This is a genomic window from Kitasatospora sp. NPDC048715 (assembly GCF_043198905.1).
Lineage (GTDB): Bacteria > Actinomycetota > Actinomycetes > Streptomycetales > Streptomycetaceae > Kitasatospora > Kitasatospora lactacystinica.
Window position 1 is genome coordinate 304656 of sequence record NZ_JBICVH010000011.1, and the last position, 26502, is coordinate 331157.

24 protein-coding genes and 1 riboswitch are annotated in these 26502 nt (G+C 71.7%); of the genes, 12 read left to right on the plus strand and 12 right to left on the minus strand.

The window, feature by feature from the left end:
• The first annotated feature begins 24 nt into the window (after positions 1-24).
• The gene (locus tag ACGFSC_RS22470) at positions 25-1089 is read left to right on the plus strand and encodes an aldose epimerase family protein (protein ID WP_359911694.1); all 1065 of its coding nucleotides are present in this window, start codon (positions 25-27) and stop codon (positions 1087-1089) included.
• A gap of 33 nt (positions 1090-1122) precedes the next feature.
• Here the strand turns inward: ACGFSC_RS22470 and ACGFSC_RS22475 are convergent, their stop codons facing one another.
• A complete protein-coding gene (locus ACGFSC_RS22475; protein ID WP_359911697.1) occupies positions 1123-1629 on the minus strand; it encodes a GNAT family N-acetyltransferase in 507 nt (168 codons plus the stop codon).
• 310 nt (positions 1630-1939) lie between these two features.
• Between ACGFSC_RS22475 and ACGFSC_RS22480 the strand changes: the two genes are divergently transcribed.
• From ACGFSC_RS22480 to ACGFSC_RS22500, 5 genes are all read left to right on the plus strand, one after another.
• The gene (locus tag ACGFSC_RS22480; RefSeq protein WP_359911700.1) at positions 1940-3217 is read left to right on the plus strand and encodes an extracellular solute-binding protein; all 1278 of its coding nucleotides are present in this window, start codon (positions 1940-1942) and stop codon (positions 3215-3217) included.
• A 215-nt stretch (positions 3218-3432) separates the two neighbouring features.
• A complete protein-coding gene (locus ACGFSC_RS22485; RefSeq protein WP_359911703.1) occupies positions 3433-4434 on the plus strand; it encodes a sugar ABC transporter permease in 1002 nt (333 codons plus the stop codon).
• 40 nt (positions 4435-4474) lie between these two features.
• Entirely contained in the window at positions 4475-5380 is a 906-nt protein-coding gene (locus ACGFSC_RS22490) for a carbohydrate ABC transporter permease (protein ID WP_359911706.1), read from the plus strand.
• 145 nt (positions 5381-5525) lie between these two features.
• Entirely contained in the window at positions 5526-7223 is a 1698-nt protein-coding gene (locus tag ACGFSC_RS22495; RefSeq protein WP_359911709.1) for a glycoside hydrolase family 13 protein, read from the plus strand.
• 25 nt (positions 7224-7248) lie between these two features.
• Positions 7249-8268 carry a LacI family DNA-binding transcriptional regulator gene (locus ACGFSC_RS22500; RefSeq protein WP_359911712.1) on the plus strand — a complete coding sequence of 340 codons (1020 nt, stop codon included), beginning with the start codon at positions 7249-7251 and terminating at the stop codon, positions 8266-8268.
• Between the two features lie 101 nt (positions 8269-8369).
• Here the strand turns inward: ACGFSC_RS22500 and ACGFSC_RS22505 are convergent, their stop codons facing one another.
• From ACGFSC_RS22505 to ACGFSC_RS22515, 3 genes are all read right to left on the minus strand, one after another.
• Positions 8370-8570, minus strand: a complete 201-nt coding sequence (locus ACGFSC_RS22505) for a hypothetical protein (RefSeq protein WP_359911715.1) — start codon at positions 8568-8570, stop codon at positions 8370-8372.
• 314 nt (positions 8571-8884) lie between these two features.
• Positions 8885-10285, minus strand: a complete 1401-nt coding sequence (locus ACGFSC_RS22510) for a transglycosylase family protein (RefSeq protein WP_359911717.1) — start codon at positions 10283-10285, stop codon at positions 8885-8887.
• A riboswitch (cyclic di-AMP (ydaO/yuaA leader) is annotated at positions 10272-10442 on the minus strand. It overlaps the preceding gene by 14 nt.
• A gap of 453 nt (positions 10443-10895) precedes the next feature.
• Positions 10896-11855, minus strand: a complete 960-nt coding sequence (locus ACGFSC_RS22515; RefSeq protein ID WP_380632276.1) for a hypothetical protein — start codon at positions 11853-11855, stop codon at positions 10896-10898.
• Positions 11856-12415: 560 nt separating this feature from the next.
• Here ACGFSC_RS22515 and ACGFSC_RS22520 point away from each other — a divergent pair.
• Positions 12416-12679: a DUF397 domain-containing protein gene (locus ACGFSC_RS22520; RefSeq protein ID WP_097235176.1), complete on the plus strand. Its 264-nt coding sequence runs from the start codon at positions 12416-12418 to the stop codon at positions 12677-12679.
• Between the two features lie 321 nt (positions 12680-13000).
• Here ACGFSC_RS22520 and ACGFSC_RS22525 read toward each other — a convergent pair whose 3' ends face one another.
• Entirely contained in the window at positions 13001-13576 is a 576-nt protein-coding gene (locus tag ACGFSC_RS22525; protein ID WP_359914639.1) for an ATP-binding protein, read from the minus strand.
• Between the two features lie 418 nt (positions 13577-13994).
• On the opposite strand from ACGFSC_RS22525, the gene ACGFSC_RS22530 reads away from it, so the two are divergent.
• Positions 13995-14861 carry a helix-turn-helix transcriptional regulator gene (locus ACGFSC_RS22530; RefSeq protein ID WP_188297256.1) on the plus strand — a complete coding sequence of 289 codons (867 nt, stop codon included), beginning with the start codon at positions 13995-13997 and terminating at the stop codon, positions 14859-14861.
• A gap of 79 nt (positions 14862-14940) precedes the next feature.
• Here the strand turns inward: ACGFSC_RS22530 and ACGFSC_RS22535 are convergent, their stop codons facing one another.
• Positions 14941-15546: a TetR/AcrR family transcriptional regulator gene (locus tag ACGFSC_RS22535; RefSeq protein ID WP_359914643.1), complete on the minus strand. Its 606-nt coding sequence runs from the start codon at positions 15544-15546 to the stop codon at positions 14941-14943.
• A 229-nt stretch (positions 15547-15775) separates the two neighbouring features.
• Positions 15776-17290 (minus strand): MFS transporter, encoded by a 1515-nt coding sequence (locus tag ACGFSC_RS22540; protein ID WP_359914646.1) that lies wholly within the window; start codon positions 17288-17290, stop codon positions 15776-15778.
• 87 nt (positions 17291-17377) lie between these two features.
• On the opposite strand from ACGFSC_RS22540, the gene ACGFSC_RS22545 reads away from it, so the two are divergent.
• On the plus strand, positions 17378-17812 hold the full coding sequence (locus ACGFSC_RS22545; protein ID WP_359914649.1) for a MarR family transcriptional regulator: 435 nt from the start codon (positions 17378-17380) through the stop codon (positions 17810-17812).
• 38 nt (positions 17813-17850) lie between these two features.
• Here the strand turns inward: ACGFSC_RS22545 and ACGFSC_RS22550 are convergent, their stop codons facing one another.
• The 5 genes from ACGFSC_RS22550 to ACGFSC_RS22570 form a co-directional block, all read right to left on the minus strand.
• The gene (locus ACGFSC_RS22550) at positions 17851-18798 is read right to left on the minus strand and encodes a M56 family metallopeptidase (RefSeq protein ID WP_359914652.1); all 948 of its coding nucleotides are present in this window, start codon (positions 18796-18798) and stop codon (positions 17851-17853) included.
• Between the two features lie 205 nt (positions 18799-19003).
• Positions 19004-19558, minus strand: coding sequence for a DUF5134 domain-containing protein (locus ACGFSC_RS22555; protein ID WP_359914655.1), 555 nt, complete (start codon positions 19556-19558; stop codon positions 19004-19006).
• A 347-nt stretch (positions 19559-19905) separates the two neighbouring features.
• A complete protein-coding gene (locus tag ACGFSC_RS22560) occupies positions 19906-20664 on the minus strand; it encodes an amino acid ABC transporter ATP-binding protein (RefSeq protein ID WP_359914658.1) in 759 nt (252 codons plus the stop codon).
• Positions 20661-21482: an amino acid ABC transporter permease gene (locus ACGFSC_RS22565; protein ID WP_359914669.1), complete on the minus strand. Its 822-nt coding sequence runs from the start codon at positions 21480-21482 to the stop codon at positions 20661-20663. The genes ACGFSC_RS22560 and ACGFSC_RS22565 overlap by 4 nt, the downstream gene beginning before the upstream one ends.
• 173 nt (positions 21483-21655) lie before the next feature.
• Positions 21656-22534 carry an ABC transporter substrate-binding protein gene (locus ACGFSC_RS22570; RefSeq protein WP_359914660.1) on the minus strand — a complete coding sequence of 293 codons (879 nt, stop codon included), beginning with the start codon at positions 22532-22534 and terminating at the stop codon, positions 21656-21658.
• A gap of 530 nt (positions 22535-23064) precedes the next feature.
• Here ACGFSC_RS22570 and ACGFSC_RS22575 point away from each other — a divergent pair.
• Genes ACGFSC_RS22575 through ACGFSC_RS22585 form a run of 3 tightly spaced genes read left to right on the plus strand, consistent with a single transcriptional unit; the run spans position 23065 to position 26293 of the window.
• Positions 23065-24465, plus strand: coding sequence for a DUF6421 family protein (locus ACGFSC_RS22575; RefSeq protein WP_359914663.1), 1401 nt, complete (start codon positions 23065-23067; stop codon positions 24463-24465).
• Positions 24462-25220, plus strand: a complete 759-nt coding sequence (locus tag ACGFSC_RS22580; protein WP_359914666.1) for an SDR family NAD(P)-dependent oxidoreductase — start codon at positions 24462-24464, stop codon at positions 25218-25220. The genes ACGFSC_RS22575 and ACGFSC_RS22580 overlap by 4 nt, the downstream gene beginning before the upstream one ends.
• On the plus strand, positions 25217-26293 hold the full coding sequence (locus ACGFSC_RS22585; protein ID WP_359914671.1) for a low specificity L-threonine aldolase: 1077 nt from the start codon (positions 25217-25219) through the stop codon (positions 26291-26293). The genes ACGFSC_RS22580 and ACGFSC_RS22585 overlap by 4 nt, the downstream gene beginning before the upstream one ends.
• Positions 26294-26502 lie beyond the last annotated feature (209 nt).

A 26502-nucleotide genomic window follows, 5' to 3' on the forward strand; every position in this document is an offset into this window, starting at 1 on the left:
CGGCCGCGAGTGAGGAGCAGGCCCATGGCGAGCGAGGCCACCAGCGTGCGGCAGGAACCCCTGGAGCCCTCGGGCGCGGGCGCCGCGATCGAGCGCTGGACGCTCACGGCGGGCCCGTACGAGGCGAGCGTGCTCACCCTCGGCGCGACCCTGCACACCCTGAGCGCACCGGACCGCTCCGGCCGCTCCGCCCAACTGCTGCTGGCCACCGACCGGTTGTCCGAGATCCTCGGCCCGGCCCGGCACTACGGCACGGTGGTGGGCCGGTACGCCAACCGGATCGACGGCTCGTCGGTCACCATCGACGGCGAGGAGCACCAGCTCGCCCCCACGGGGGGCGGCATGACCCTCCACGGCGGGCCGGACGGCTTCGCGCACCGGATGTGGGAGGCCGAGCCGGTCGACGGCGGCGTGCGGCTGGCGCTGCACAGCCCGGACGGCGACCAGGGCTTCCCGGGCGCGCTGGACGTCACCGTCACCTACACCCTGGACGCCTCCGGCGAGCTGGTGATCGCCTACCGCGCCGTCACCAGCAAGCCGACCGTCGTCAACCTCACCAACCACGCGTACTTCAACCTCTCGGGTGAAGGCAGCGGCGACGTCCTCGGTCACCTGCTCACCCTGGACGCCGACGCGTACACCCCCGCCGACGAGCGGCAGATTCCGTACGGCCGGACCGAGCCGGTGGCCGGCACGCCCTTCGACTTCACGGTGGCCACGCCGATCGGCAAGTCGGTGCACGACGAGCACCCCCAGCTGACCGGGCCCGGCGGCTACGACCACAACTGGGTGCTGCGCGCCCGGCCGGGGGACGGCAGCCCGGCGCGGGCCGCGCTGCTGGAGGACCCGGTCAGCGGCCGCACCCTGGAGGTGCTGACCACCGAGCCGGGCGTCCAGGTCTACACGGCGAACAAGTTCCAGGGCGCGGTCACCGGCGCGCGCGGCGTCCCGTACGGGCCGTTCGCCGGGATCGCGCTGGAGACCCAGCACTTCCCGGACTCCCCGCACCACCCGGCGTTCCCCAGCACGGAGCTGCGGCCGGGGGAGGAGTTCCGCTCGACGACCGTGCTCCGGCTGGGGACCAACTAGCGGGCGGTGCCCGGCCGGCGGCGCCCCGGCGCGCTACGGCTTCGCGAGGTCCCGGCGCATGCAGAGCCGGGGCCAGCGGTCCAGACCGTGTTCGGCCTCCTTGCGGCGGATCTCGCGCAGGCCGGGGGTGACTTCCTCCCCGGCCAGCGGACGGAAACCGCAGCGGGCGTAGTAGGGGGCGTTCCAGGGGACCTCGGCGAAGGTGGTGAGGGTGAGCGCGGGGGCGTCGGTGGTCTCGGCGAGGTGCTCGATCAGTGCCCGGCCGATGCCGCGGCGGGCGTGGTCGGGGTGCACGGAGACCTGTTCGATGTGCAGCGCGCCGTCCACCGGCTCGGCGAGCAGGTAGCCGGCGACGGTCCCGTCGGGGGCCTCGGCGACCAGGGCGGTGCCCTGCTCCAGGTAGTGCGCCAGCTCCTCCGGCGCCGGGGGTTCGTCCTCGGCGATCTCCGGCATGCCGATCGCGGCGAACGGTGCGCCGGCGGCCCGCTCCAGTTCGGCGAGCAGTGGAAGTTCGTCCCTGGTGACGGCTCTGATTCGCATGCGTCCAGTCTGCTGCAGGCCGCTTTCGGCCACGCACGGTGGTGTCGTCGGCCAGTCAGCAGAGGGGAGAATCGGGCAAATTCGGGCAATCGGTGCGGCCGTCAACTACCGAGCGGCAACGTCCAGGACACGCGGGCGTAACGATCGCGGTTTCTTGCAGAAACTTGCTGCAAGGACTTTCCGTCGATCTTGCACCGCTGTTAACTTCCTTCCCGAGCCCGACGGCAGCAACGGTGCGGTCGGTACGAGGCAGCCATTATGCGCCTGTCTCCGAACATCTCGGGCACCCCCACCCTCCCAAGGAGTTCTCATGCGGCGTGGCATCGCGGCCTCTGCCCTCGTTGTGGCCCTCGCGGTCTCGATGGCTGCCTGTAGCAGCAGCGGCTCCAGCTCCGACGGCAAGGCCGACGGGCCGGTCACCCTCACGTACTGGGACACCTCGAACGCCACCAACGAGGCGCCGAACTACCAGGAGCTCGTCAAGAAGTTCGAGGCTGCGAACCCGAACGTCAAGGTCGACTTCGTCAACGTGCCGTTCGACCAGGCGCAGAACAAGCTCCAGACCGCGATGGGGGCCAAGGGTGCTCCGGACGTGTTCCGCTCCGAGGTCGGCTGGACCGCCGCCTTCGCCAAGGCCGGCTACCTGGAGCCGCTGGACGGCACCCCGGCCGCCGCGGACACCTCCGCCTTCCAGCCGAGCCTGATCCAGCAGGCCAAGTACGAGGGCAAGCTGTACGGCGTGCCGCTGGTGACCGACACCCTCGGCCTGCTCTACAACAAGGAGCTGTTCACCAAGGCCGGCATCACCGAGGCGCCGAAGACCTGGGACGAGCTGAAGACCGACGCCGCCGCCGTCAAGGAGAAGGCCGGGGTGGACGGCTTCTGGCTGAAGGCCGCCGACGGCTACTACGCGATGCCGTTCCTGTTCGGCGAGGGCACCGACACCGTCGACGCCGCGGGCAAGAAGATCACCGTCGCCTCGCCGGAGGCCGTCAAGGCCGTCGAGACCTACAAGTCGATGTTCACCGCGCCGGGCACCGTCAAGGCCGACGTCACCACCGACGCCTATGCGCACATGATGGACGCCTTCAACAGCGGCAAGGTCGCGGCGATCGTCCAGGGCCCGTGGGAGATCACCAACATCTACAAGGGTTCGGCCTTCGCCGACAAGAACAACCTCGGCATCGCCGCCGTCCCCGGTGGCTCCGGCGGCAAGGGTGGCGCTCCCACCGGCGGCCACAACATCTCGGTCTACGCGGGCGCCGACAAGGCCCACAAGGCCGCCGCGGAGAAGTTCGCCGCCTTCATGACCTCGGCCGAGAGCCAGGCGTTCATCGCGCAGAAGAACTCCACCCTGCCCACCCGCTCCGACGCCTTCACCGCGGACGTCAAGGCCGACCCGGGCATCGCCGGCTTCCAGGCCGTGCTGAGCAGCGCCAAGCCGCGCCCCGAGCTGCCCGAGTACAGCTCGCTGTTCGCCTCGCTGGGCACCAACCTGGGCAAGGCCGTCCAGGGCACCAGCACCCAGGACGCGCTGAACACCGTCTCCACCGACTACGCCAAGCTCCTGCCGGGCTTCGCCAAGTAGTCCCTGTGCCCGGCCCGCCGGTCGACGGATGACAGCGGGCGGGTGGCGGTGACCGCGCGACGGCGAACGAATGACGGATAACAGATTTCATCATCTGTCAGCTGTCATCCGTTCGCTGCCCGCGGCCCGTCGCCACCCGCCCCGCGGCGCCCGTCGCCCACTGCGGACCGGGCCGTCGGCTCCCCCCGAGAATTCCCCCCGAGAAGGTGCAAACGATGTCAGTCGCCGTGCAGGGCGCCACCGGCAAGGGCAACCGGGAACGCGAGCAGCGTCCGGGCCTGCTGGAACGCGTCAAGCGCTCCTACGCCAAGCACTGGTACGCCTACGCGATGATCGCCCCGGTCGTACTGGTGCTCGGTGCGCTGGTGCTCTACCCGCTCGCCGAGGGCATCTGGCTCACCCTCACCGACGCCAACAGCCTCAACGTCGCCCGCAAGATCGGCGTCAACGAGATCCCGGCGAGCTACGAGTTCGTCGGCTTCCACAACTACGCCGACATCCTGTGGGGCCCCGGCTCGTACGACCGCTTCTGGTCGCACTTCGTCTGGACCATCGCCTGGACGGCCGTCTGCGTCTGCCTGCACTACACCCTCGGCCTCGGCCTGGCCCTGCTGCTCAACCAGAAGCTGCGCGGCCGCGCCGCCTACCGGATGCTGCTCATCCTGCCCTGGGCCGTACCGACCTTCGTCACCGTCTTCTCCTGGCGCCTGATGCTCGCCGACGGCGGCGTCGTCAACAACATCCTCTCCTTCCTGCACCTGCCCGAGCCCGGCTGGCTCACCGACCCGTGGGCGCAGAAGGCGGCCGCGATCATGGTGAACACCTGGGCCGGTGTGCCGTTCATGATGATCTCGCTGCTCGGCGGCCTCCAGTCGATCCCGGCCGAGCTGTACGAGGCCGCGGAGATGGACGGCGCCACCGCCTGGCAGCGCTTCCGGTACGTCACCCTGCCGGGGCTGCGCTCCGTCTCCTCCACGGTCGTGCTGCTCGGCGTGATCTGGACGTTCAACCAGTTCAACGTGATCTTCCTGCTGTTCGGCACCGGCGCCCCCGACGCCCAGCTGCTGGTCACCTGGGCGTACCGGCTCGGCTTCGGCCAGATCCCCCGGGACTACGCGCAGTCCGCCGCCTACGGCGTGATCCTGCTGTCCATCCTGATCGTCTTCACCGCCTTCTACCGGCGCTGGCTCGCCCGCAACGAGCAGGCCAACGGCTGAGGCCCCGGACCCAGTTGACCCACGAAGGCAGGTAACCCCGATGAGCACCACCACCGAACTCCCGGCCCGCCCGGCGGCCGCGGCCCCGGCCGCCCGGCCCGCCAAGGTCCGCCGCCGCGGCGAGCGCAGCCCGATGGCCCGGGCGCTGTCCCACGGCACCCTGATCCTGGCCGGCCTGATCGCGCTCTTCCCGGTCGCGTGGATCCTGTTCGTCTCGCTCGGCCCGGACAAGACCGACTACCTCCACCCCGGCCAGATCCTCGACAAGCTGACGCTGTCGAACTACCAGCACGTGCTGTCCGACACCGACTTCTTCACCTGGTTCGGCAACGCCCTGCTGGTCTCCGGCGTCACCACCGTGTTCGGCGTGATGCTCGCCGCCACCACCGGCTACGCCGTCTCGCGGATGAAGTTCCCCGGGCACAAGCCGCTGATGTGGTCGCTGCTGGTCACCCAGATGTTCCCGATCGCGGTGCTGATCGTGCCGATGTACACGATGCTCTCCGAACTCGGCCTGCTGGACAGCTACACCGGCCTGATCCTGGTCTACTCGACCACCACCGTGCCGTACTGCGCCTGGCTGCTGAAGGGCTACTTCGACACCATCCCGGTGGAGATCGACGAGGCCGGCCGGGTCGACGGGCTCAGCCCGTTCGGCACCTTCTGGCGGCTGGTGCTGCCGCTCGCCCGCCCGGGCCTGGCGGTGGCGGCCTTCTACTCCTTCCTCACCTACTGGGCCGAGGTGCCGTTCGCCTCCACGTTCATGCTCAGCTCCGACAAGTACACGTTGGCCGTGGGCCTCCAGACCTTCGTCAGCGAGCACGACGCCCAGTGGAACCTGATGGCCGCGACCGCCGTGCTGATCGCGATCCCGTCCGCGGCCTTCTTCTACCTGGTGCAGCGCCACCTGGTCACCGGCCTGACCGCCGGTGCCTCCAAGTCGTAACGGGCCGCCACGTCGTCGCGCGCCACCACGTCGTCACAGGACCGCACGCCGTCGCAAGACCGCACGCCGTCACAGGACCGCAGCTCGTCGCGCGCCTCCACGTCCCAGCGCCTTCCGCTCCTCTAGTCCCCAAGGGATACCGTCCATGACCCAGAACCTGGCCGACACCTCCCGGCCTGCCGCCGACACCGCTCACGAGGCGAACGTCAGCGCGTCCAGAGGCTGGTGGCGGGACGCGGTCATCTACCAGGTGTACCCGCGCAGCTTCGCCGACTCCAACGGCGACGGCATGGGTGACCTGCCCGGAATCCGCAGCCGCCTGCCCTACCTGCGCGACCTCGGCGTGGACGCGGTCTGGCTCTCGCCGTTCTACGCCTCGCCGCAGGCGGACGCCGGCTACGACGTGGCCGACTACCGCGCGGTGGACCCGATGTTCGGCACCCTGCTGGACGCCGACGCCCTGATCCGGGACGCCCACGACCTGGGTCTGCGGATCATCGTCGACCTCGTCCCCAACCACTCCTCGGACCAGCACGAGTGGTTCCAGCGCGCCCTGCGCGAGGGCCCCGGCTCCCCGCTGCGCGAGCGCTACCACTTCCGCCCCGGCAAGGGCGAGCAGGGCGAACTGCCGCCCAACGACTGGGAGTCCATCTTCGGCGGCCCGGCCTGGACCCGCAGCGAGAACCCGGACGGCACCCCCGGCGACTGGTACCTGCACCTGTTCGCCCCGGAGCAGCCCGACTTCAACTGGGAGAACCCGGCCGTCGCCGACGAGTTCCGCTCGATCCTGCGGTTCTGGCTCGACATGGGCGTGGACGGCTTCCGCATCGACGTCGCCCACGGCCTGGTCAAGGCCCCCGGCCTGCCCGACCTCGGCGGCGCCGACCAGCTCAAGCTGCTCGGCAACGACGTCATGCCGTTCTTCGACCAGGACGGCGTGCACGAGATCTACCGCAGCTGGCGCAAGATCCTCGACGAGTACCCGGGGCAGCGGATCGGCGTCGCCGAGGCGTGGACCCCGACCGTCCAGCGCACCGCCAACTACGTCCGCCCCGACGAGCTGCACCAGGCCTTCAACTTCCAGTACCTGGGCACTGGTTGGGACGCCACCGCGCTGCGCGAGGTGATCGACCTCTCGCTCGACTCGATGCGCCCGGTCGACGCCCCCACCACCTGGGTGCTCTCCAACCACGACGTCACCCGGCACGCCACCCGGTTCGCCAACGAGCCCGGCCTCGGCACCCAGATCCGCACCCCCGGCGACCGCGAGCTCGGCCTGCGCCGCGCCCGCGCCGCCACCCTGCTGATGCTCGCGCTGCCCGGCTCGGCCTACGTCTACCAGGGCGAGGAGCTCGGCCTGCCGGACGTCACCGACCTGCCCGACGAGGTCCGCCAGGACCCGTCCTTCTTCCGTCAGGCCGGCCAGGACGGCTACCGCGACGGCTGCCGCGTCCCGATCCCGTGGTCCGGCACCGAGGCCCCGTACGGCTTCGGGCCGGTGGCCGGCGGGCCGTCCTGGCTGCCCCAGCCGGCCGAGTGGGCCGGGCTGAGCGTCGAGGCGCAGACCGGCGACCCGACCTCCACCCTGGAGCTCTACCGCAGCGCGCTGGCCGTCCGCCGGGCGCAGCCCGACCTCGGCGCCGGCACCGGAGTCGAGTGGCTGGAGAGCCCCGAGGGCACCCTGGCGTTCCGTCGCGGCGCCTTCGTCTGCACCGTGAACACCACCGGCGAACCGGTGCGGATCGCCGCCCCGGGCACGCTGCTGCTGGGCTCGGCCGACCTCGTGGTGGACGGCGGCGAGACGGTGCTCGCTCCGGACAGCACCGGCTGGTGGGCGGTCTGACGTGGTTGGAATAGGCTCTGGGACCGTGACTACGGCGCGACTCTCAGACATCGCGGCGCAGGCGGGGGTCAGCGAAGCCACCGTCTCCCGCGTGCTCAACGGCAAGGCGAACGTTTCCGCCGCCACCCGGCAGACCGTGCTGGCGGCGCTCGACGTGCTCGGGTACGAGCGGCCGACCCGTCTTCGCCAGCGCAGCGCCGGGCTGATCGGTCTGATCACGCCCGAGCTGAGCAACCCGATCTTCCCCGCGCTGGCCCAGGTGATCGAGCAGGTGCTCAGCCGGCACGGCTACACGCCGGTGCTGTGCACCCAGACTCCGGGCGGGTCCACCGAGGACGAACTGGTGGAGATGCTGGTGGACCGGGGCGTGGCGGGCATCGTCTTCGTCTCCGGGCTGCACGCCGACACCACCGCCGACCACGACCGCTACGCCCGGCTGGCCGGGCGCGGGGTGCCGTTCGTGCTGATCAACGGCTACAGCGAGAAGATCGACGCGCCGTTCATCTCGCCGGACGACCGGGCCGCGATGTGGATGGCCGTCCAGCACCTGGCCGAACTCGGGCACGAGCGGATCGGGCTGGCCGTCGGTCAGCGCCGGTACGTGCCGGTGCTGCGCAAGATCGAGGGCTTCACGGCCGCGCTGCGCGAGGTGCTCGGACTCTCCCGGGAGGAGGCCGACGACCTCGTCCACCACACGCTGTTCAGCGTGGAGGGCGGGCACGCGGCGGCCGGCGCGCTGCTCGACAAGGGCTGCACGGCGATCGTCTGCGGGAGCGACATGATGGCGCTCGGGGCGATCCGGGCGGTGCGGCAGCGCGGGCTGTCGGTGCCGCAGGACGTGTCGGTGGTCGGCTTCGACGACTCGCCGCTGATCGCCTTCACCGAGCCGCCGTTGACCACGATCCGCCAGCCGGTCGAGGCGATGGCCACGGCGGCGGTCGACGCGCTGCTGGAGGAGGTCGGCGGAAACGCGGCCCAGCGCGGCGAGTTCATGTTCCAGCCGGAGCTGGTGATGCGCGGGTCCACCGGGGCCTGCGCGCGCTGAACCCCGGCCGTCACGGCCGACGGAAGGGCCCCGGAGGGCGGTTGCTCCCCGGGGCCCTTCGGCGTGCGTGCGTGCGGTCGGCCGCCCGGGCCGTCGGGCGGTCAGCCCTCCTGGGCGGTGGGGCGGTCGACGGTCGGTCGGTGCCCGTCGGCCGCCTCGCCGGTACGGGTCTCGGTACGGCGGCCGCGGGCCAGGTAGTCGCGCAGGACCAGTTCGACGGCGTCCTGCGGGTTCTTGGTGCCGGAGAGCAACATCGCGTCGATCGCGAGGTTCGCGTCGAGGGTGACGGTGACCTGGGCCATGTGACTCCTCCTCGGGTGCAGAGCAGCAGCATGCCCGTTGGGGCGGGGATTCACCACGGGGATTCGTCGTGGTGATTCAGCAGGGGCTTCGCCATGGGGATTCGCCGTGGGGATTCAGCACGGAGCTTCACCGCGGGGATTTGCCACGAGGTACGGCCGGAGGCATGCCGGAACCCCCGGGGAGGAGCGACCAGACTCTCCCCGGGGGCGTGGGCGGTCAACGTTCGGACGACAGCTGACAGATGATGAAATCTGTTATCTGTTATCTGTCAGCTGTTATCCGTCGTCCGCCGTCCGTCAGCTGTTCGCCGTTCTCAGACCCGGCCGGCGAAGTCCGGGGCCCAGTTGGCGATGCTCTGCTCGCGGACGCCCGAGCTCGGGTTGGCGGCCTCGACGTACTTGCCGTTGCCGACGTAGATCGCGACGTGGTAGACGCCGGAGTCCTTGCCGTTGTTGGACCAGAACAGCAGGTCGCCCGGCTGGAGGCTGTCCAGCGAGACGTGGGTGCTGGCGGCGGCCTGGTCGGCGGCGACGCGCGGGACGGAGACGCCCGCGGCGCGCAGCGCGGCCTGGGTCAGGCCGGAGCAGTCCCAGCCACCGTTGCCGGTGCCGCCGTAGACGTACGCCTGACCGACCTTCGACTCGGCGAAGGAGACCGCGGCGGCCATGCTGCCGGTGGCGGCCGGAGCCTGGGTCTGGGTCTGGGCCGGAGCCTGGGTCTGCGGAGCGGGCTTGGCGGCCGGCTTGGTGGACGGCTTGGCGGCCGGGGTCTGGGCCTGCGCGGTCGGCTGGGCGTTCACGGCACCGCCGTTCGCGGACTGGCCGGACTTCTGCGAGCGGTCGAACCAGGTGAAGTCCGAGCCGGACTTGCCGGTGGCGGACTGGCCGGCCTGGGCCTGGCCGTTGCCGCCGAAGGACAGCTGCTGGCCCGGGTAGATGCTGTCCGGACCCTCGGTCAGGGTGCCGCGGTTGAGCTCGTACAGCCGCTGCCAGCCGCCCTGCACCTTGTGCTGGTCGGCGATCGCGGACAGCCAGTCGCCCTCGACCACGGTGTAGTCGCCGTTCTGGGCCTGCTGCTGGCGCTTCTGGACCCAGTCGCTCCGGTTTCCGGAGGCGGTGGAGTCGGTGCTGGCCTGCGTGCCGTCCTGGGCGGGCGCGGCGGGCGCGGTGGGCGCGGCGGGCTTGGCGGCCGGGGCCTGGGTCTGCGGAGCGGGCTTGGCGGCCGGGGCGGCCGGCTTGGCGCTCTGCGCGGGCTGCGCGGGCTTGGCGGTGGTCGAGCCGGCGGTGGAGCCCGCCGAGGTGTCGACGGCGGCCGCGGCGCCGCCCTTGGTGAGGCCGGCCTGGACCGAGCACACCGGCCAGGCGCCGGGGCCCTGCGAGGCGAGGACCTTCTCGGCGACGGCGATCTGCTGGTCCTTGGTGGCCAGGTCGGCGCGCGCCGCGAAGGCGGTGCCGCCGAAGGCGGACCAGGTGCTGGAGGTGAACTGGAGGCCGCCGTAGAAGCCGTTGCCGGTGTTGATGCTCCAGTTGCCGCCGCTCTCGCACTGGGCGACCTTGTCCCAGGTGGCGACGGTGGCGGCGGAGGCGGTGCCGGAGGCGATGCAGGGGACGGTGAGGCCGACGCCCGCGACGCCGAGGGCGGCGATCACGCGACGGGTGCGGCTGGACAGACGAGTGCCGTTGGTGGGCAGCATGAAGACGCGGTCCTCTCCCACGCCTGCGAGGTGAGCTGTCGGATTCGGGCTGGAGTTGCCCGGCCGCGCTGTGGGCGCGGCTTCACCCCTAGCCCTGGACCGTTCCGGAGATCGGTCCGGGGCGACTTACCTGTGGGTCCCCCGCTCCTGCCGTGGTGCGATTTCGCGCTGCCAGGACATCCGACGGCAGGACTCGGCGTCGCGGATGAACCGGGTTCGTGTGGTCACGAACGGGGAGCACGTTAATCAGACTTAAGTTCAAACTGCAAATGGCTGTGATGCGCATCACGGTTTAGTGGGAACTGCCAAAATTGCCGCTCTCCATGATCGTAAATGATCGTTTTCAAGCAACCCTGTTGTGGAAGCCCACAACTGGCAGCACTTCAGAAGTGGTGTGACGGCGCGTCGAATCGCGGGCCGGAGCGCCCCGGCGGATGATGCGGCGGCTGTGATGCGAGCGCCCGCGACCGCGTTTCCTATTTCCTTTCAAAAAGGCCAGAACGGACATTCCACTTCGCCGCCGTCCGACTTCCGCGCGGGACGGCCATGGGCGGGCGGAGCAAAACCGAAGGGCCCGGAACGCATGCCGTTCCGGGCCCTTCGGAGCGCGCGAACCGGCGCGCGACGTCGACTACCGCCCTGCGGGCCCCTGGGAGGCCGCGTGGGCGCCGCGGACGCCCTCCAGGGCCCCCTCGGCCTCGGCGGCGGCCGCCGCCTCCGCCTCGGCCCGTGCCAGGTCCTCCGGGGACGGCGCGGGCAGCGCCGCCAGGTAGGTGGAGGCGATCAGCTGGCCGACCGACGGGTACGAGCCCAGCGGCGCGGCCGACGGGCAGCCGGTCTCCTCGGCGGCGGTGGCGAGCAGCTCGGAGTCCGCCTCCGGGCCGATCACCAGCGGGGCCAGCGCCGGGCGCTGCGAGCCGGTGTCCCTGAGGTGGTTGACGGCCGCGGCCACCGAGCCGGGCACGTCGAGCGCGGCGGCGACGACCGGCACGGCCAGTCGGGCGGCCAGCAGCACGCCGGTGATGCCGGCCGCCGCGGCCGCGTCCTCGCCGCCGACGGTGGTCAGCACCACGCCGTCCGCGGCGGTCGCGATGGCGAACAGCCGGGCGCGGTCGGCCCGGGCCAGCCCGGCCTCGGACAGCCGGACGTGCACGGCCTCGGCCAGCAGCGGGTGCGGGCCCAGCGGGTCGGTGACGGGCGCGCCGTACTCGGCGGCGAGCGCGTGAAGCTCGGTCAGGAAGGTGTGCGGGCCGGGCACCAGCGGCACCAGGACGGGCGTCGGCAGCCCGGCCTCGGCCGCCATGGCCAGCAGCTCGGCCACGGTGCGGTCCTCGCCGCCCGCGCCCTCGCCGCCGTTGCCGGGCAGGTAGCCGACCGCGGTCCGGACGCCGTTCTGCTCGGTGCGGACGATCGAGAGCAACTCCTCGACGACCGAGCGGGACTCGGGCCCGGCGGTCGCGGGCACGGCGAGCACCAGGGCCGGGGCGCCGGCCGGGATCTCGGGGCGCTCGGGACGACGGTGGCGCCCCCGCGCACGGGAGCCTGGAGTACGGACGGGCAGTGGCGCGCCCGGGATGGCTGCGGTGCTCATGCCGGAGATCGTAGGACATCTGCCCGTCCGGCTTGCAGTCGGCTGCCGAGTGGGTTTCACGCGGTCGCGGTCCGGAGCCCGGTGCGTCTCCGGCGCCGGTCCGGGCACTTTGCCTACAATCCGGACATTCCGCTCCCAATCCCCGCGCGACCGCCGGTGGTTGCCTCGACGCGACCCGAGGGGGCCGGCGTTGCACCTGGGGCGCGTGAGATGTCTCACAGCATGAGGATGGTTTGACGGAGGGTCACGGGGGTGCGACTCCCGGCATTCGAAGATCAACATTCAGCGGGGAGGCGCTCACGGCCGGTTATCGCGCGCCCGACGATTCATCGGCTATGTCCGTTTACGTACCGTCAGGAGAAGGGTCCGTGAAGAGTTCGCGGCTGCGGACAAAAGGCCACGTGCACCTGCAACGTCCCGTGCTGATGCACGTGCACTGCAGCTATCATCGCGTCAAGTGAGGCGTTGTGCCGGACCGGTACGGGGCCGGTCCGTTCGTTTCGACGGTGCCGGGGGCGCCGCGCTGGACGACAACTCCGGAAGCTCTTCGGGAGATTTCTATGCACGACTCGCAGGACACGCACGGCTCGTACGACACCTACAACGGGATGGCCGCCGCCGATCTCCAGGGGGTGGTCTGGCAGAAGAGCCGGCACAGCAACTCCCAGGGCAACTGCGTCGAGTTCGCGGCCCTGCCCGGCGGCGATGTGGCGATGCGCAACTCGCGGTTCCCGGACGGCCCGGCCCTCATCTACACCCGGGCCGAGATCGCCGCCCTGCTGCTGGGGGCCAAGGACGGGGAGTTCGACCACCTGGCGGTCTGACCGACCGCCGTGCTCCATCATCGGGGGGCCGTCGTGGGTGCCGACACCACGACGGCCTTTGTCTTTGTCTCTTCCGGGGGCCTCTTCACCGGCGGTCTCCGCTCCGGAGGCGTCCGCTCCGGGGGCGTCCGCTCCGGAGGTGTCCGCATTGGACCGGAAGTCCTCGGCGGGGCCGGGTGGAAGGGCCCGGGGTGCGGTCCTCCCGGGGCTTCCGTCGACCGGCCGTGCGCCGCCCGGCGCATGGTCCGTCCTGGGCGCGCGGCCCGCTCGGGTCGGGGGATCCGTTCGAGTCGGGGGCCCGGCCGGGGCGCACGGCCCGTCCTAGGCCGAGCGCCGATGCCGTCCGCCGATCTCGACGGGGCCGTCGAGCGGTGAGCGGCCGCCGAGTCCGGGGCGCCCGTCCAGCGGGGAGCCGACGATCGTCTCCGCCTCGAACATCGCCCAGACCACCTTGCCGCTGCCCAGCGGGTGCCAGCCCCAGGAGCGGCTGAACGACTCCACCAGGTGCAGCCCGCGGCCGGATTCGGCGACGAAGTCGGCCTCCCGGGCGATCGGGCCGATGCTGCTCGGATCGCTCACCGCGCAGACCACCTGGGGTGCGCGGTGCACCAGGCTTATTCGGATCGGGAGCCGGCCGTCCGGGGTCGGCTGTATGGGAAAGTCGTACTCGCCCTGGGTGCCGCCCGACGGGTCGGGCCGTGCGCCGATCGCATGCCGGAGCGCGTTGGTCACGAGTTCCGAGGCCACCAGCGCGACGTCGTCGAACAGCTCCGTCAGGCCCCAGTGCTGGAGCGTGCTCCGAGCGAAGTCGCGCGCGGTTCTGACGGCTTCGAAGCGAGGAGCGAGCGTACAGGTGACCACAAGGGGGTCAACCGCCAAAGCCGTACCGGTGCTCATGAAGAGCTCCTCCCATAAGGGGGCGGACACGGCTGGACCCGCCGGGGTCATGCCGGTCACCTCCGACTCGCTCGGCCGCTCGGCCGCCCCCTCGACCAGGCGCGCGCGCACTCGAACGCCCGATGACGCGGGGGACGTCGTCGGGTCGGTGCACGGAGTCGCGCGTGGGGTCGACACGGAGCCCGCGGGATTGCCAGGGATGTGCAGGTGCACGTGCACCATGGTGGTGTGCGCTCACTGCAGATGCAAGAGTCGATTCACGTGCAGTCGCACTATTGGCATATGCAAGCGCCGGATGCACGTGCATCCTGGTGCGTGGAGTGCGGAACTGATAGGAACATCCGTCAGTATCGGCACCGTGAGCGCTCAACTGATGGCAGACTGTGCGCTGTTTGCCCTAGGTGGAGGTTTCGACCGCATGACCACAGTTCAGCCGGGCGGCGGCTCGATGGTCCGCCGGATCCTCCTCGGCTCGCAGCTGCGCCGCCTGCGTGAGGCGCGCGGCATCACCCGCGAGGACGCGGGCTACGCGATCCGGGCCTCCGAGTCCAAGATCAGCCGCATGGAACTCGGCCGCGTCAGCTTCAAGGAGCGCGACGTCGCCGACCTGCTCAGTCTGTACGGCGTGGACGACGGCATCGAGCGGGAAGCCCTGCTCGGCCTCGTCCGCGAGGCCAACAAGTCCGGCTGGTGGCACAGCTTCAACGACGTGCTGCCGGGCTGGTTCCAGACCTACGTCGGCCTGGAGGAGGCCGCCCAGCTGATCCGCACCTACGAGGTGCAGTTCATCCCCGGGCTGCTCCAGTCCGAGGAGTACGCACGGGCGGTTTTCGGACAGAGTCGGCCGGTCATCAGCGAGGAGGAGGTCGAGCGACGGGTCAGCCTGCGGCTGCGCCGTCAGAAGCTGCTGGCCGAGGGCGCCAGCCCGCGCCTGTGGGCCGTCATCGACGAGGCGGCGCTGCGCCGGCCGGTCGGCGGGCCCAAGGTGATGCGCGGTCAGGTGCAGTACCTGATCGACGTCGCCGAGCAGGCCAACGTGGTGATCCAGGTCATGCCGTTCCGGTTCGGCGCGCACGCGGGCGAGTCCGGGGCGTTCACGATCCTGCGCTTCCCGGAGCAGGACCTCGCGGACGTGGTCTACCTGGAGCAGCTCACCAGCGCGCTCTACCTGGACAAGCGCGACGACGTCGACGCCTACATCCAGGTCATGGAGCGGCTCTGCGTGGACAGCCTCACGCCGGAACGCACGATTGACCTGCTCGCCTCGATCCTGAAGGAACGCTGAGCCGCTGCCGTCCGGGGCCTGTGAGCTCCCTCCCTCGCGAGGCCCCCCGGCAGCCGGTCACCAGGCCGCCCGCCCGCCGTCAGCCGCGGGCCGGCGGCCGTTCGCGTTCCGGCGGGGACTGCTGCGGCGGGCGGCCCAGTTCCCAGGCCAGGTCGTAGCGGCCGAAGAGGTCGGCGCGGATCAGGGCCAGCGGGCTCTCGGCGCCCGGCAGCAGCACCCCGATGCAGCCGCCCATCAGCGCACTGCGCAGCACCGCGTGCTCGGCGACCGGGTCGGGCGCGCCCCAGTCCCGCAGCAGTCCCTGGAGGATGGCGCCGAGCTGCTGCTGCTCCGGGTCCTGGACGAAGGCGCCGTTGTCCGGGTCGAGGATCAGCGCCAGGTGCGAGCGCATCACCCGGGGGTGGTCCATCGCCAGGCCGAGCACGGTGTCGATCGCCCCGGCCAGCCGTGCGTCGGGGGAGGCCCCGGGGGCCAGTTCCGCCAGCGTGGCGGCCAGTGACTGGTGCATCATCCGGTGCGTCGCGGACTGCATGAGCAGCCGTTTGCCGTCGAAGTAGTACGAGAGCAGTCCGCGGGCGAGGCCGGCCCGCTCGGCGATGTCCGTGAGCGTGGTGCCCGCGTAACCGCACTGGTCAACCAGCTCGACGGTGGCCCGCATGATCCGCCGGCGGGAGCGTTGCCGCATCTCCTCATTGACCGAATCCCCGCGAGGTGCCATCGTGTCTGCTCCGAACGTTCGTTGGCTCCGGGCCAATATACTTGTGGAGCCGACAGCCGCACCGGGATACCGTGCCCCGGCGGGCACTGCCCGGGCGGCCGCCACGAAGACGGCCGGCTCCACCGACACGGGGGTTTGGTGGAGCCGGCGCCATGGCCCGGCGGCGCGGAGGCCGGTCACGGGCGGGGTCCGGGGGTCAGCGCCCGGCCAGGACGTCGGCCCGGGCCGCGGTCGACCCGACCGTCGGCTCGTCACGATCCGGCGCGGGTGCGGGAACCGCCTTGCGACGCCGGTCCACCAGGGCGCCCGCCGTCGCGACCACCAGGCCGACCACCGCGACCACCGTGACGAACAGCAGCGCCGGCCGGTAGCCGTCCAGCTGGGCCTGCGGGCTGTCGCCGCCCGCGCTGCCGGCCGTGATCATCGCGGTCGCCCCGGCGAGGACCACCGCGGTGCCGACCTGGATCGCGGTGTTCACCAGACCCGAGGCCAGCCCCTGCTCCTCGTCGCCCACGCCGTCGGTGGCGGCGATGTTCACCGCGGGGAAGGCGAACGCGAATCCCACGCCGAGCAGCAGCATCGAGGGCAGCACCAGGCCCGGGTACGAGCTGTGCTCGTCCAGCCGCAGGAACAGGGCGAAGGCGGCGACCAGTGAGGCCAGGCCGATCGGCAGCAGCCGCCCGGTGCCGAAGCGGTCCACGATCGGGCCCATGAACGGTGCCGAGAGCGCGATGAGGGCCGCGGCGGGCAGCAGCCCGAGCGCCATCTCCAGGGCCGACCAGCCGAGCAGGTGCTGGAGGTAGAGGGTGACCACGAACTGGAACCCGCCGTACGCGCCGGTCATCGCGAAGGCGACCACGTTGGCCCGGGCGACCGAGCCGTTGCGGAAGATGCCGAGCCGCACCAGCGGGTGCGCGGCGCGGCTCTCCACCCGCAGGAAGGCGGCGGCCAGCACGGCGACGACCAGCAGTGAGCCGAGGGTGCGCGGGCTCAGCCAGCCGGCGCCCTGGGCCTCGGTCACGGTGAAGACCAGCAGCAGGACGGTCGCCGTGCCGGTGATCGCGCCGAGGACGTCGTAGCCGCCCTGGGCGCGCTCCTCGACCGGGCGGGGGAGCAGCCGGACGGCGAAGAGTAGGGCGAGCAGCGCGACCGGGACGGGCATCAGGAAGGTCCAGCGCCAGCCGACCGAGGTGAGCAGGCCGCTGAGCACCAGGCCGAGCGAGAAGCCGCTGGCGCCGCAGGTGGTGTAGATCGACAGCGCGCGGTTGCGGGCGGGACCCTCCGCGAAGGTCGTGGTGATGATCGACAGGCCGGCCGGGGCGGTGAAGGCGGCGCTGACGCCCTTGAGGAAGCGGGCCGCGATCAGCAGGCCGCCGTCGTCGACCAGGCCGCCGACCAGCGATGCGGCGGCGAAGACGCCCAGGGCGACCAGGAACACCCGGCGGCGCCCGAGCAGGTCGGCGGCGCGCCCGCCGAGCAGCAGCAGGCCGCCGTAGCCGAGGACGTAGCCGGAGACCACCCATTGCAGGGTGGAGGTGGACAGGTGCAGGTCGGAGCCGATGGACGGAAGGGCGACGCCCACCATGGAGACGTCCAGGGCGTCCAGGAACATGGCGGCGCAGAGCACGATCAGGGTGCCCCAGAGGCGGGGAGTCCAGTGCGGCCCGCTGGTTGACGGGGCGTCGGGTGACGTGACGGTCGCGGTGGTCATGGGGAGGACAGTACATGCACATGCATTCAATGCAAATGAATTAAATGTGAACGCATTAATTGTCGATGCACGTGCTAGGGTGGCGGCGTGGCTGAACTCGACTCCCCGGCGGAGGCCGGTCTCGTCGCGCAGTGGCGCGAACTGCTGGCCCGGCATGCCGCCGCGGCCTGTGCCCTCGACCGCGAGCTGGGCGACCGGTACGGGCTGGGCATGAGCGAGTTCGAGGTGCTGGAGCGTCTCGTCGAGAACTGCGGGGGCGGTGGGGGCCAGGCGGTGCGGGTGAGCGAGCTGGCCCACACCGTCCATCTGAGCCAGAGCGCGCTCTCGCGGTTGATCGCCCGCCTGGAGAAGGCCGGACTGGTCACCCGGGCGATGTGCGAGAGCGACCGCCGGGGCGTCCAGCTCACCCTCACCGAGGCCGGTCGGGAGCGCTACGAGCAGGCCAGGCCGCTCCACCGCCGGGTGCTGGAGCAGGCCCTCGGCGACGGTCCCGGCCCGGCCGGCGGATCAGCCTCCGGCTGACGTCCCGTCAGAAGTGCCGACCGGGTGCGGTGTCGACCTCACAGCAGGGAGTGCAGCCCCGGTGCCGCGGCCAGCAGCACGACCACGGCGGGCGCGGCGAGCGCCGCGACGGTGAGCCGCAGCCGGTGCGGGACGGAGAGCCGCGGACGGCCCGCGAGCAGTCGGTCCACCCGCTTCGGGGACTGTGCCAGGCCGGGCGGGCAGGAGCCGAACACCCCGCGGTCCAGGTTGAGTTCGGCCAGCGCGAGGGCGGTGGTGTGCCGGCCGTGCCGACGGGCGGCCCGGTCGTCGGCGGCCAGTTCGACCAGCTCCGCCACCTGGTTCCGGAAGGCGCTGAACACGCCGACCCCGGGGAAGCCCGAGGCGAGCGCCTGGGCGAACTGCTGGAGCCAGTGGTGCCGGGCCCGGACGTGACCGCGCTCATGGCTCAGCACGGCGGCCAGCTCCCGGTCGGTCAGCTGCTGGAGGGCGCCGGTGGTGACCACCAGCCGGGAGTCCGGGCCGGGCAGCGACCAGGCCTCCGGACGGACGTTCTCCAAGACCACCAGCCGTTCCCGGCGGCTCCGGGCGGTCTCGATGGTGTCAGGCAACTCCGGTGCCCGGTTTGCCAGTTGGGCGTGCCGGCGATTGCGCACCGCCTTCGCCGTACGAACCTCCCGGGTCAGCGCCAGCACCGTCTGCACCCCGCCCGCGGCCAGCACCGCGGCGCACAGCCGGCCCCAGCCCTCGGCCTCCTGGAGGCCGTACGCCGCCTCCACGCCGTGCGGCGCGCCCGCGAACACCAGCGAGCGCAGCTCCGGCAGGGCGGCGGAGGCCGCCAGGAGGAGGCCCAGCGCGCAGCAGAGCAGAACGGCCACCACCAGGCACTGCCACACCAGCAGCGCCAGCACCGGTTCGCGCTCCGCCCAGCGGGCCCGGGCCAGCAGCCGGGGCACGAGGGTCGAGAGCAGCAGGCCGAGCAGCAGCAGGCCGATCAGGGCAGGCATCGATGGGCTCCCCGAGTACGCACGGAACGCGACAACGCGCTCCCTGTCAACCTATGCGCTGGCGACGCCCGGTGGAACGGCTTTCGACCGGCCAGTGACCAACGCCACGCTCGGACGGGGGCTTTGGCGTGGAGGGGGCAGGGGCAGGGGGCTTCGGCGTGGCGGGCGGCGGCTCCGGGGTGCCGGGAGGGTGTCCCGCGGGTCGTCACATGGTCAGGAGCATGGCGAACATGCCGATGCCCATGGTCAGTCGGCAGGCCTGCGGCAGCCCGGCGGTGCCGACCGCGAGGGTGCCCGCCGGAGTGCGCAGCAGCCGGCTGCCGGTCCAGACGGTGTACGCGGCGAAGTAGAGGAGGAGCACCCCGGTCAGCAGTGGAAGGCCCAGGGCGGCGGCCCGGTGGTGGCCGTGACCGGAGGTGGACGCCATCGCGAGGGCCATGTACGTCATGGCGAGCGCGCCGATCGCGTGGTGCAGCCGGTGCGCCCGGCCGGCCGGGGCGTGGGCGGCGGCGAGCAGGAAGGCGGTGGCGGGGAGGCCGAAGAGCCCGGCCCACACGGCGGGCGGGACGGTGGCGCCGGTGACGGCCATCGCGGCCATGCCCAACCCCATCAGGGCCTCGGCGGCGTCGGACTCGCGGGCGAGCGGCCGGTGCGCACCGCCCGGGGTGCAGGGGGAGCGGCGCAGCCGGACCAGACAGGACGTGCCGGCGCCGGTGGCGAGGAGGGCGAGGAGCCAGTTGACCAGGGTGGGTCCGTGCAACGGCGGCCTCCCGGGGCGGTGGGCGCCGGGGGCGGCGAACAGGGGACAGCGAACAGCGGTCGGCGGACAGATGACAGTGAACAGATGATGAAATCTGTCGGCTGTCATCTGTCATCCGTGAGCTGTCATCTGTTCGCCGCCCCCGTGCGCGGCGACGGACGTCCGGTCCACGATCACCGCACCCGGCCGGGCGCGGCCAGGGCGCGTACAGGGGCGCACAGTGGTGCCCGTCGTTGCGAAAGCCCTGGCCGCGCACCCGTCGCGTACTCGTCGCGCACCCGTCGCACGCCTGGTCGCACTCCCCGGCCGAGCGGACCGCCCACCCGGCCGCCATCAGGCGGGGGCGCTCAGCCCTGGAGCCGACCCGAGGCGACCACCCGGCTGAGGAACTGCCGCGTCCGCTCCTCCTGCGGATCGCCGAACACCTGCTCCGGCGGCCCTTGTTCGAGCACCACCCCGCCGTCCAGGAAGCAGACCTGGTCGGCGACCTCACGGGCGAAGCCCATCTCGTGGGTGGAGAGGACCATCGTCATCCCCTGTTCCTTGAGGTCCCGCACCACCGACAGCACCTCGCCGACCAGCACCGGGTCGAGCGCCGCGGTGATCTCGTCGAGGAGCAGCAGCCGCGGCCCGGTGGCCAGCGCGCGCACGATGGCGACCCGCTGCTGCTGCCCGCCGGAGAGCCGGTCCGGGTACTCCTCGGCCTTGGCCGCCAGCCCGAGCCGGTCGAGCAGTTCCAGCGCCCGGGCCCGTGCCTCGGCCCTGGCGACGCGGTGCACCCGGCGCGGGGCGAGCGTGATGTTCTCCAGCACCGTCAGATGCGGGAACAGGTTGTACGACTGGAACACCACGCCGATCCGGCGCCGCACGGCGTCCTCGTCCGCGCGCGGATCGGTGATCTCCTCGCCGTCCAGGAAGATCGCCCCGTCGTCGATCCCCTCCAGCAGGTTGACGCAGCGCATCAGCGTGGACTTGCCGGAGCCGGAGGCCCCGATCAGCGCCGTCACCGAGTGCTCGGCCACGGCGAGGTCCACGTCGCGCAGCACCACCTGGCCGCCGAAGGTCTTGCGCACCGACTCCAACCGGAGCACGTCGCTCGACGTCACACCGCACCTCCCTGGAGCTGGCGGCGGTTCATCCGGGCGGTCAGCCAGTCGGCGAACCGGGTCAGCGGAATGGTCAGCACGATGAACACCAGCCCCGCCACCAGGTACGGCGTGAAGTTGAAGGAGCGAGCCGCGATGATCTTCGCCGCGTACACCGCGTCGATCGCGCCGCCGATCGAGACCAGCCCGGTGTCCTTCTGGAGGCTCACCAGGTTGTTGAGCAGCGGCGGCACGACCCGGCGGACGGCCTGCGGCAGCACCACGTACCGCATCGTCTGCGCGTTGGTCAGCCCCAGCGACCGCGCCGCGGCCCGCTGGCTCGGGTGCACCGACTCGATGCCGGAGCGGAACACCTCCGACACGTACGCCGAGTAGGTCAGCACCAGGGCGGCCCCGCCCAGCAGCAGCGGATCGGTGGTCACCCCGGTCAGCCGCAGCGCCGGCACTCCGGTGATCATCACCAGCAGGCAGATGATCATCGGCAGTCCGAGGAAGAAGTCCACGTACGCGGTGGCCAACAGCCGTACCGGCAGGAAGACCGGACCGCGCAGCGTCCGCAGCACCGCCAGCAGCAGCCCGAACAGCAGGATCAGCGCCCCGCAGCCGAGCATCAGCTCCAGGTTCAGCCGCAGTCCCTTCAGGACCTCGGGCAGCGCCTGACGGGCGTAGTCGAGGTTGAAGAAGGTCCGCCGAGTCACCTCCCACCCGGGGGAGTTGACGATCAGGAGGTAGAGCACGACGGCCGTGGCCAGGGTCGAGCCGGTGGCGATCAGCGCCGAGCGGCGGGCCCGGGACCTCCGGTACGCCTCGTGCGCCAGCCGCCGCTCGGACGGGCGGTAGTCGTCCTCCGTCGCCGGCGCCCCGGTCGGCCGTGCGGTGCGCGGCGCCGGCGCCTTGGTGAGCTCCGCCGGTCCGGCGGCGCCCGGCGCCTTCCCGCCCGGTGCCTCCAGGCCCGGCGCCTCCCCGCCCGGCCCGGGGCTCAGGTCAGCGCTCACTTCAGCACCGGTGCCGAGACGGCGTCGGACAGCCACTGCTTCTCCAGCTTCGCCAGTGTGCCGTCGGCGCGCAGCGCGTCCACGGCCTGGGAGACGCAGCCGGTCAGCTTGGAGCCCTTGTCCAGTACCAGACCGAACTGCTCGGCCTGCGCGGCGGCCTCGAACTGGCCGACCACCTGGGCCTCCGGGACCTCGGCGCCGGTGATGTAGAAGGCGGTCGGCAGGTCCACCACCAGGGCGTCGATCTGGCCGTTCTTCAGCGCGGCCTTGGCCAGGTCGTTGGAGTCGAAGACGGCCGGCTGGGTGCTCGGCTTGATGGTGTTGGTGATGGTGTCCAGGCTCGTGGTGCCGACCTGCGCGCCGAGCTTGGCGCCCTTGAGGTCGGCGATGCTCCTGGCGCCCGCCGCCTTGGAGTTCTTCAGCGCGATGACGGTCTGGCGCACGTCGTAGTAGCCGGATGAGAAGTCCACGGCCTGCTTGCGCTCGTCGCTGACGGACACCTGGTTGATGTCGAAGTCGAAGTCCTTGGCGCCGGGGGAGGTCGCCTTGTTGAACGGCGCGACCACCCAGCCGACCTTCTCCTTCGGGTAGCCGAGCTTCTCGGCGACCGCGTAGGCCACGGCGGACTCGAAGCCCTTGCCGTTCTCCGGCTTGTCGTCGGAGAACCACGGGTCGTACGCGGGCTTGTCGGTGCCGACGGTCAGCGTTCCGGCGGTGCGCGTGGCAAGCGCCCCCGGCGCGCAGCCCGCCGCCGTCCCGGCCGCGCCCGAGGCGGTGTCGGACTTCGAGTCCTGCGGCGCGCAGGCGGTCAGCACGGCCGCGGCGGCGACCAGCGCGGCGATGGGCAGTACGGCGGAGGGCTTGCGGAGGGTCATGACGGGGCTCCAGGGAAGGACCGGCGGGACGGGGGGAACGAGGAGGGGCGCGGGAGGGCGCGACGGGCGGCCCGCGTCCCGGCGGGTCACTTCCCCCCGGTGGCGGCGCCGGAACACACGCGGCATGGTCGGCGTACGGGCCCGCGTCCGCGGCGCCCCCCGAGCCGGATCGGCAGCAGCCGGGGCGGCGGCAGGCCGGTCAACAGCAGCGGCGACAGCGGCAGCTCAGGCCGCGCGCGCGACAGCGACGGCAGACGTGCCGACGGGAGGGCGCCCGGAAGGGGCTGTCGTGGCGTTCGGCCACCGTGATCACCGCCGGGAGCATGCGGGGAGGTTCGCATCAGAACAGCGCATCTGTCCAGAACATCCAGATCACTGTCCACATGCCGGACAATCCGCCTCCCGTCGAAGGTTTGGGCGCCGGAGGGGCGGTGCACCGGAGCTTTGCCGGTCCTGGCCCTCTTGAACAGGAGAACCTTTCGTACTTATGGTGTCCCCGTTGAAATAACTCCTGTCGAAGTGAGTCCACGATGCAGAATCTTTCGCCAAGGCTCGCTGTGGCGGCCGACGCCCCGGTCTCGACCCTCGCCGGCCACCCGGCCTGGCTGCGCCTGAAGGAGGCCGTCGAGACGCTGCGCCCGCTCCAGTCGAAGGACGGCTCGATCGACCTGGCCGCCGTCCAGCGGCACACGGTCGACCCGCTGGTCGCCACCGTCCGCGCCGCCGTCCAGGAGCTCGCTCCGCACTTCCCGCACGACGCCGCCTACCTGGCCACCGTCGACGCGGACCTCGCCAAGTGGGCCGACACCGGCTACCGCGAGCCCGACTTCCTGGACTCGCTGCTCGCCTTCCACCCCGCCGACCAGCGCGAGGACGGGCTGGAGCACCTGGTCGTCTTCCCGATGTACACCCAGAACGGCAACCCGGACCGCAACCTGGAAGCCGTCCTGCTGAGCGTCGTGTGGCCCGACTGGCTGGCAGAGCTGGAGCGCACCCGCTTCGACAACCCGATGTTCGTGCCGATCACCTTCACGGACTTCACCGCCGGCTACGACACCAACTCCGCCGTGCTCTTCCCCGAGACGGTCTCCGTGCGCAAGGCGCCGGAGCGTTTCACCTGGGGCGGCATCTTCTGCGACCGCGAGGCCGCCCGCTTCCGCGCCGTCTCCAGCAGCGCCGTCCAGCAGCTCGGCCTGGAGATCCCGGCCGACGCCGAGGGCCTGCTCCAGGACCAGCAGCGCGCGCAGGAGACCTTCGTCCTGTGGGACCTCGTCCACGACCGCACCCACAGCCACGGCGACCTGCCGTTCGACCCCTTCATGATCAAGCAGCGCAGCCCGTTCTGGATGTACGGCCTGGAGGAGCTCCGCTGCGACCTCACCACCTTCAAGGAGGCGGTGAAGCTGGAGACCGAGGGCAACCGGCACGCCCGCGACGTCCAGTACGCGATCCTCTTCGACCGCCTGTTCCGCTTCCCGGTCTCCGGCGACCGGGTGCGCAACTACGACGGCATGGGCGGCCAGCTGCTCTTCGCCTACCTGCACAAGCACGACGCGCTGCGCTGGCGCGACAACCGCCTCAGCATCGACTGGGAGCGCGCCCCGCAGGTCACCAACGCGCTCTGCGCCGAGATCGAGACCCTCTACCGCGACGGCATCGACCGGCCGAAGCCGGCCCACTGGATCGCCGCCTACGAGCTGGTCTCCCGCTACCTCACCCCGCACCCGGCCTCCACCTGGGCGAAGGGCTCCGAGGCGCTGCCGCTCGACATCACCGACGGCAAGGCCCTCAACAAGGCCCTGTGCGACGCCGTGCTCCCGGACGAGTTCCCGCTGAGCATGTTCTACGAAGCCCTCAACAAGAAGCTGAGCGGCGTCATCGCCGCCACCGCCGGCATCACCGGCGCCGGGATCCAGGGAGCCGCCGCGTGACCACCTCCACCAACGCCCCGCTGGCCGGCAAGGTCATCGCCGTCGCCGGAGCCAGCGGCCCGGCCGGCCGCGCCGTGCTGCGCCGCCTCACCGCCGACGGTGCCACCGTGATCGGCGCCGACATCGACGCCCAGCGCCTGGAGTCCGCCCTGGACGCCACCCGGGTGGCCGTCCGCGGCGCCAAGGTCAGCGGCCAGGTGATCGACCTGCTCGACCCGCAGGAGGTCCACGACTGGGCCGACCACCTGGAGTCGGAGCACGGCCACGTCGACGGCCTGTTCCACCTGGTCGGCGGCTGGCGCGGCAGCAAGACCTTCTTCGACACCCGGCTGGACGACTGGGACTTCCTGCACGACACCGTCGTGCGGACCCTCCAGCACACCTCGCTGGCCTTCCAGCCCGCGCTGGTCCGCAGCACCGCCGGCCGCTACGCGATGATCTCCGCCGCGGCCGCGCACAAGCCCACCGCCGGCGGCGCCGCCTACGCGGCCGCCAAGGCCGCCACCGAGGCGTGGACCCTCGCCATGGCGGACTCCTTCAAGAAGGAGACCACCGACCCCGACGGCGAGCCCACCGCCGCGGCTGCGATCCTGGTCATCAAGGCGCTGGTCAGCCCCGAAATGCGGGCCGAGAAGCCGGAGGCGAAGTTCGCCGGCTTCACGGACACCACCGACCTCGCCGGCCACCTGGCGGGCCTCTGGGACCGCCCCGCAGCAGAACTGAACGGACAGCACCTGTGGCTGACAGCCCGATGACCGACCTCACCCGTACGGACGCGGTACGGCGGCACGACCCCGCCGTCCGCGGCTTCGCCAGCGACAACTACGCCGGCGTGCACCCGGAGGTCCTCGCCGCGATAGCCCTCGCCAACGGCGGTCACCAGATCGCCTACGGCGAGGACGACTACACGGCCCACCTCCAGGACGTCTTCCGCCGCCACTTCGGCGAGAAGGCGGAGGCCTACCCCGTCTTCAACGGCACCGGCGCCAATGTGGTCGCCCTCCAGTCGCTGCTCCCGCGCTGGGGCGCGGTGGTCTGCGCGGAGTCGGCCCACATCCACGTCGACGAGGGCGGCGCCCCGGAGAAGATGGGCGGCATCAAGCTGCTCACCGTCCCCACTCCGGACGGCAAGCTCACCCCCGAGCTGCTCGACCAGCAGGCCTGGGGCTTCGGCGACGAGCACCGCGCGCAGCCGCTCGCGGTCTCCATCACCCAGAGCACCGAGCTCGGCACCCTCTACACCCCCGACGAGATCCGCGCGATCACCGAGCACGCCCACCAGCTGGGCATGCTCGTCCACGTGGACGGCTCCCGACTGGCCAACGCCGCCGCCTCGCTCGGCCTGCCGCTGCGCGACTTCACCACCGACGTCGGCGTCGACGTGCTCTCCTTCGGCGGGACGAAGAACGGCCTGCTGTTCGGCGAGGTCGTGGTGGTGCTCAACCCGGAGCGGGTGCGCAACATCAAGTACCTGCGCAAGACCTCGATGCAGCTCGCGTCGAAGATGCGCTTCGTCTCGGTCCAGTTCGAGGCGCTGCTCTCCGGCGACCTCTACCTCCGCAACGCCGGCCACGCCAACGCGATGGCGAGCCGCCTGGAGGCAGCGGTCCGGAAGATCGACGGCGTCGAGGTGGTCCGCCCGGTCCAGGCGAACGCGGTGTTCGCGATCCTCCCGCGCGAGGTGAGCGAGCGGCTCCAGAAGCGCTACCGCTTCTACTTCTGGAACGAGCACACCGGCGAGGTCCGCTGGATGTGCGCCTTCGACACCACGGAGGCCGACATCGACGCCTTCGCGGCGGCCATCGCCGAGGAGATGGGCCGCGCCTGACGGTGCCCGAACCACGGATCGTCCCGTCCCGCGGCAGCGGGGCGGGACGATTTGCATGTGGCGGGCCGGTCCCCGTACAGTTCCGGAGTCGCCGCGGGAGACCGGGGCGGCAAGGCGGAAAGCAAATCCGATGAATGAAACTCCGGAAAACGGAGCGGAAAGCGTCTGATAAGCTGGAAACACGAAAGAACGAAGCCCGGAGGGTCCGC

Coding starts and splice junctions, on each gene's coding strand:
- ACGFSC_RS22515 (WP_380632276.1), bottom strand. CDS start 11,855: ATGAGCACCGCAGCCATCCCGGGCGCGCCACTGCCCGTCCGTACTCCA.
- ACGFSC_RS22535 (WP_359914643.1), bottom strand. CDS start 15,546: ATGCGGCAACGCTCCCGCCGGCGGATCATGCGGGCCACCGTCGAGCTG.
- ACGFSC_RS22570 (WP_359914660.1), bottom strand. CDS start 22,534: ATGACCCTCCGCAAGCCCTCCGCCGTACTGCCCATCGCCGCGCTGGTC.
- ACGFSC_RS22470 (WP_359911694.1), top strand. CDS start 25: ATGGCGAGCGAGGCCACCAGCGTGCGGCAGGAACCCCTGGAGCCCTCG.
- ACGFSC_RS22480 (WP_359911700.1), top strand. CDS start 1,940: ATGCGGCGTGGCATCGCGGCCTCTGCCCTCGTTGTGGCCCTCGCGGTC.
- ACGFSC_RS22540 (WP_359914646.1), bottom strand. CDS start 17,290: ATGACCACCGCGACCGTCACGTCACCCGACGCCCCGTCAACCAGCGGG.
- ACGFSC_RS22520 (WP_097235176.1), top strand. CDS start 12,416: ATGCACGACTCGCAGGACACGCACGGCTCGTACGACACCTACAACGGG.
- ACGFSC_RS22525 (WP_359914639.1), bottom strand. CDS start 13,576: ATGAGCACCGGTACGGCTTTGGCGGTTGACCCCCTTGTGGTCACCTGT.
- ACGFSC_RS22575 (WP_359914663.1), top strand. CDS start 23,065: ATGCAGAATCTTTCGCCAAGGCTCGCTGTGGCGGCCGACGCCCCGGTC.
- ACGFSC_RS22550 (WP_359914652.1), bottom strand. CDS start 18,798: ATGCCTGCCCTGATCGGCCTGCTGCTGCTCGGCCTGCTGCTCTCGACC.
- ACGFSC_RS22585 (WP_359914671.1), top strand. CDS start 25,217: ATGACCGACCTCACCCGTACGGACGCGGTACGGCGGCACGACCCCGCC.
- ACGFSC_RS22475 (WP_359911697.1), bottom strand. CDS start 1,629: ATGCGAATCAGAGCCGTCACCAGGGACGAACTTCCACTGCTCGCCGAA.
- ACGFSC_RS22505 (WP_359911715.1), bottom strand. CDS start 8,570: ATGGCCCAGGTCACCGTCACCCTCGACGCGAACCTCGCGATCGACGCG.
- ACGFSC_RS22530 (WP_188297256.1), top strand. CDS start 13,995: ATGACCACAGTTCAGCCGGGCGGCGGCTCGATGGTCCGCCGGATCCTC.
- ACGFSC_RS22490 (WP_359911706.1), top strand. CDS start 4,475: ATGAGCACCACCACCGAACTCCCGGCCCGCCCGGCGGCCGCGGCCCCG.
- ACGFSC_RS22495 (WP_359911709.1), top strand. CDS start 5,526: ATGACCCAGAACCTGGCCGACACCTCCCGGCCTGCCGCCGACACCGCT.
- ACGFSC_RS22485 (WP_359911703.1), top strand. CDS start 3,433: ATGTCAGTCGCCGTGCAGGGCGCCACCGGCAAGGGCAACCGGGAACGC.